This is a genomic window from Mucilaginibacter sp. P4_E8 (assembly GCF_056401495.1).
In genome coordinates, this window is record NZ_JBFUJG010000257.1 from 1 (window position 1) to 3,946 (window position 3,946).

Annotated in this window: 6 protein-coding genes; 4 read left to right on the plus strand and 2 right to left on the minus strand. The window is 39.9% G+C overall.

Going from position 1 to position 3,946, the window contains the following annotated elements; genetic code table 11:
* A partial coding sequence (locus AC1DRQ_RS29935) for a BaiN/RdsA family NAD(P)/FAD-dependent oxidoreductase (protein WP_477429543.1) occupies nt 1-797 on the minus strand: 797 nt, incomplete at its 3' end.
* Here AC1DRQ_RS29935 and AC1DRQ_RS29940 point away from each other — a divergent pair.
* The 4 genes from AC1DRQ_RS29940 (at nt 796) to AC1DRQ_RS29955 (ending at nt 3,756) form a co-directional block, all read left to right on the plus strand.
* Nucleotides 796-1,404 (plus strand): NADH-quinone oxidoreductase subunit A, encoded by a 609-nt coding sequence (locus tag AC1DRQ_RS29940; RefSeq protein WP_477429545.1) that lies wholly within the window; start codon nt 796-798, stop codon nt 1,402-1,404. The genes AC1DRQ_RS29935 and AC1DRQ_RS29940 overlap by 2 nt on opposite strands.
* Nucleotides 1,397-1,879: an NADH-quinone oxidoreductase subunit B gene (locus AC1DRQ_RS29945; RefSeq protein WP_429395972.1), complete on the plus strand. Its 483-nt coding sequence runs from the start codon at nt 1,397-1,399 to the stop codon at nt 1,877-1,879. Before AC1DRQ_RS29940 ends, AC1DRQ_RS29945 begins: the two co-directional genes overlap by 8 nt.
* 262 nt (nt 1,880-2,141) lie before the next feature.
* On the plus strand, nt 2,142-2,639 hold the full coding sequence (locus AC1DRQ_RS29950; RefSeq protein ID WP_477429548.1) for a hypothetical protein: 498 nt from the start codon (nt 2,142-2,144) through the stop codon (nt 2,637-2,639).
* Nucleotides 2,640-3,189: 550 nt separating this feature from the next.
* Nucleotides 3,190-3,756, plus strand: coding sequence for a hypothetical protein (locus tag AC1DRQ_RS29955; RefSeq protein ID WP_477429550.1), 567 nt, complete (start codon nt 3,190-3,192; stop codon nt 3,754-3,756).
* A 1-nt stretch (nt 3,757) separates the two neighbouring features.
* On the opposite strand, the gene AC1DRQ_RS29960 is transcribed toward AC1DRQ_RS29955, so the two are convergent.
* On the minus strand, nt 3,758-3,946 hold a 189-nt coding region (locus tag AC1DRQ_RS29960; RefSeq protein WP_477429552.1), incomplete at its 5' end, for a hypothetical protein.

Sequence of the window (3,946 nt, forward strand, 5' to 3'; positions counted from 1 at the left end):
ATGTTAATATATTCGCCCGGTTTCCAGTAGGAAGAGATCTGTAGTATAGCCGGACCGCTCAGGCCCCAATGAGTAAACAATATGTTTTCTTCAAAGCTTATCCTGTCGTTCCAAACCCGGCAAAAAATGCTGTTGCCCGATAGTTGCTCGTACCAGGGCTGATCTTTACCGGTAATAGTGAGCGGTACCAGGGCAGGGGCGGTTTCGGTGATTTTAAGATCGAATTTGCGCGCCGTTCGCAGCCCAAAATCAGTAGCACCCATTTTGGGGATTGGCAGCCCTCCCGAGGCGATAACCACACTGGGGGCACTTATATACTCCTGTCGGCCATTAACTTCAACCCGAACGGTAAAGCCATCGTCAGTTTTTTCAACCATTTTAACGTCGGCATCACACCATATCTCCTGGTCCATATCTGCGCACAGGTTGGTAAAAACCTCTACCACATCCTTAGCTTTATCACTCACCGGGAAAAGCTGACCCAATGTTTTTTCCTTACCCACGATGCCATAAGTTTCAAAAAAGCTGATAGTATCATCCACCGTCCACTGCGAAAAGGCTGATTTACTGAAATGTGGATTTTGCGATATAAACTGCTGATCTGTTGCATAAAGGTTGGTGTAATTGCACCTGCCACCACCACTGATGAGGATCTTGGCGCCTACACGGTCGTTTTTTTCGAGAACGAGGGTACGCTTGCCCAAAAAGCCCGCCTGCACGGCGCACATAAGCCCGCAGGCCCCGCCGCCAATTATTATTGCATCAAAATGGGTTTGTTTTGTTAAATTTGTAGTCATGACCGATGTTTCGCAAATATCAGAATTTGGAAAGATACTTATCTTTCTTATTACTGGAATTATAATGGTATGCGTTATATTTTTTATTAACAGGTTGCTTGCCCCAAATAATCCCAATTATGAGAAATTAACCTCGTACGAATGCGGCGAAGAACCAACAGGTAATGCCTGGTTGCCATTCAATTCGCGTTTTTACGTAATAGCGCTCACCTTTTTACTGTTTGATGTAGAAATGGTGTTCATTTTTCCGTGGGCAACCGTATTTGGCAGCCATGATATTATAGCGCAGGATGCACGCTGGGGCTGGTTCTCATTAGCCGAGATGTTTATTTTTTTAGGTATCCTGATCATTGGCCTGGTTTACGTTTGGTGCAAAGGCGACCTGGAATGGATAAAAGCCAAACCTGTGATACCCACTACTGATGTAAGCATCCCTTCATCGTTTTATGAAAAACTGAACCTGGAGCAAAGCAAATACACAGTTAAAGCATTTAGTTTAACCAACGATGAACCGGAAATAGAAGCCGTTGCTGAAACTGCCGGTGCCACACCGCCGGTAAGAAAACCCATGTTTAAACCCACCTTTAAAAAGCCTTCAAATGAGTAGTGATGTAACGAGTGAAAGCGGTGGTATAGTTGTCACCAAATTGGATGACCTGCTCAACTGGGCGCGTTTATCATCCCTATGGCCTTTAAGCTTTGGGATAGCCTGCTGCGCTATTGAAATGATGGGCAGCATGGCATCAACATACGATCTTGACCGCTTTGGCGTTTTCCCACGTCCATCAGCTCGCCAGGCAGATGTGATCATTATAGCCGGAACAGTTACCTTTAAAATGGCCGAACGTATTAAACGCCTTTATGAGCAAATGCCTGAGCCAAAATATGTTATATCCATGGGTTCATGCTCCAATTGCGGTGGCCCTTACTGGCAGCACGGCTACCACGTGGTAAAAGGTGTTGATAGGGTGATCCCCGTTGATGTATACGTACAAGGCTGCCCACCCCGCCCTGAAGCTTTAATAGGCTCCATATTGGAACTGCAAAAGAAGATTGAGCAGGAACATTTGGTGAGGGGGTAACAATTTAAATGTTGTTGGTGACAACACTATAGGTGTTCGGAAGATTGTAATTGCAGTGTATATTCCCTCCCTTGGGAGGGGTGCCGTGGATTGTGAAATGGCAGGGAGGGGTTTATACGTGCGATTAAACCTGTAATGTTCAATAAACCCCTACCTCCCCCTTCCCCAAGGAAGGAATCGCACTAGGCCCAAGCTTTCTTTTTATTTCTTCCGAACACCTATGGTGACAACACCAACAACGGCGTAGACTCACCTTATCATAATGAGAAAAATTGTATTTGTACTGTTTATTATCCCCTTTGCGCTTAATGCGATGGCTCAAGTACGTGCGACCCAAGATGCTTTATGTACTTTTCTTAGAAGCTTAAAATTTAAAAGCGGAGTAGATACTATCAAAATTAAAGCTTCATATTATGATTTTCACATAAGCAGTGACGAGCCAATTTTAAAGATTTTAAACAAAAAAGAGAAGCTTTTTTTAAATGACTATGTTGATAGTCAAATCGGTGCCAGTTCTGTAAGCTTTACTCCAGAATATTGTAATGGATTATATGAGGGGACACTTAGCAGAAGGATTTATGATAAAACTTTTGTTAGAAAAACAAAAGATATTGCTCTTTATATGAAAGATATGGTTGATATGAATAATTTGAAAACCGGTCAAACTATTTATTTAAAGTGTTTAGTTTTTGAAGATGAAAAGTTTAAAGATAATTCAGGTATTTACTTTTTTACCATCGTAGATGTTGAGATAATATGAATATTAAAGAAGCTACTCCCTGCAGTCGCTCGGCTGGAGTCCAGAATTGTTCGGAAGACTACAGGTTTGGCTAAAGCCCATATCTGGTTGCTCTATCCGTCCCATAAATGGAACGGCAATGAATGGAAATCGTTCTGTAAATTCATTATATTTATCATTGCCGTTGGCTAAAGCCAACGGATTTTAAGTGGAATTTATATGGCTTTAGCCAAAACTATCATGTGAACTTATCCCCATGCAGTCGCTCGGCTCCAGCCGAGTGACGATTATCCCCAGGCCTCCGGCCTGCGATACAACATGATTTAATTTTTAACAACGGCCGGAGGCCGGGTAATAGTAATCACCCGGCAGGAGCCGAGCGATTGTGATAAGTGTGTTTTTACATCCTACCTATTCAAGCGTCCACGCTTGAATAGGTAGCACATTTTCTCTTATCGAGAGGTAAAATCAACTTATAGTCAAGCTTTCTTATTGATAATCCTTATAATAAAACTTTCGCTCAATACTTAGTATGAATTGAAATAATATTAAATTGGATAAAAAATGAAGTATGGAAAATGCTACCCCTTCTGAATGGAAAATTGATTATGAATATAAAAAGAAACTCACATTAGAGGACTCAAAATTTATTTTTGAACAAGCGGAAAAATCGTTTAATGATACAATTGAAACAAGCAAAAAAATTCTTGAAAGAAGTTCTACATTATTAACGCTTGTCTCGGGTTTACTTGTTACGCTTGTGGCATACTCCATCAAAAAATGGGAAGCGAATCAGTTTGATAATCTTTTGTTTACCGCAATTTTTACAATAGTCTATTTTTTTATTTTGGGGGTGTTCTTTATTTTTCCTAACATCAAACCTAAAGAATATACGTTGCCAGGAACACAACCCAAAAGGTACTTCGTAGATGAGTTATTTAATGTGACACCACCAACTGCCGGAAGAATACTTTTGCTTTATATTATAGAGATAAAGAATCTTCAACAAGGAATTGAAGAAAACCGGCTCATAAACGAAAAACGATGGACGTATTACAAAAAGTCTTTGAATCTTATATTTTTATCTCCTGCAATAGTCATAATTATATACATTATCATTAATTACATCAAGAAATAAATTAAATACCTTCTATACTTGCGTCTCCCTTATCGTTTGTGTCAATTTCTGGAAAAATATTTTTTGAAAGCTTGAATAAAGAGATTGATTTTAAATTAATTGTTTTTAAATCAAGTTGTGGGTTTTTTATAAAAGGAGATGACTGATTATAACCAATGTTAAAATTTTGTACACCAGCATTAAAACCTAT

Coding starts and splice junctions, on each gene's coding strand:
- AC1DRQ_RS29940 (WP_477429545.1), top strand. CDS start 796: ATGACCGATGTTTCGCAAATATCAGAATTTGGAAAGATACTTATCTTT.
- AC1DRQ_RS29945 (WP_429395972.1), top strand. CDS start 1,397: ATGAGTAGTGATGTAACGAGTGAAAGCGGTGGTATAGTTGTCACCAAA.
- AC1DRQ_RS29950 (WP_477429548.1), top strand. CDS start 2,142: ATGAGAAAAATTGTATTTGTACTGTTTATTATCCCCTTTGCGCTTAAT.
- AC1DRQ_RS29955 (WP_477429550.1), top strand. CDS start 3,190: ATGGAAAATGCTACCCCTTCTGAATGGAAAATTGATTATGAATATAAA.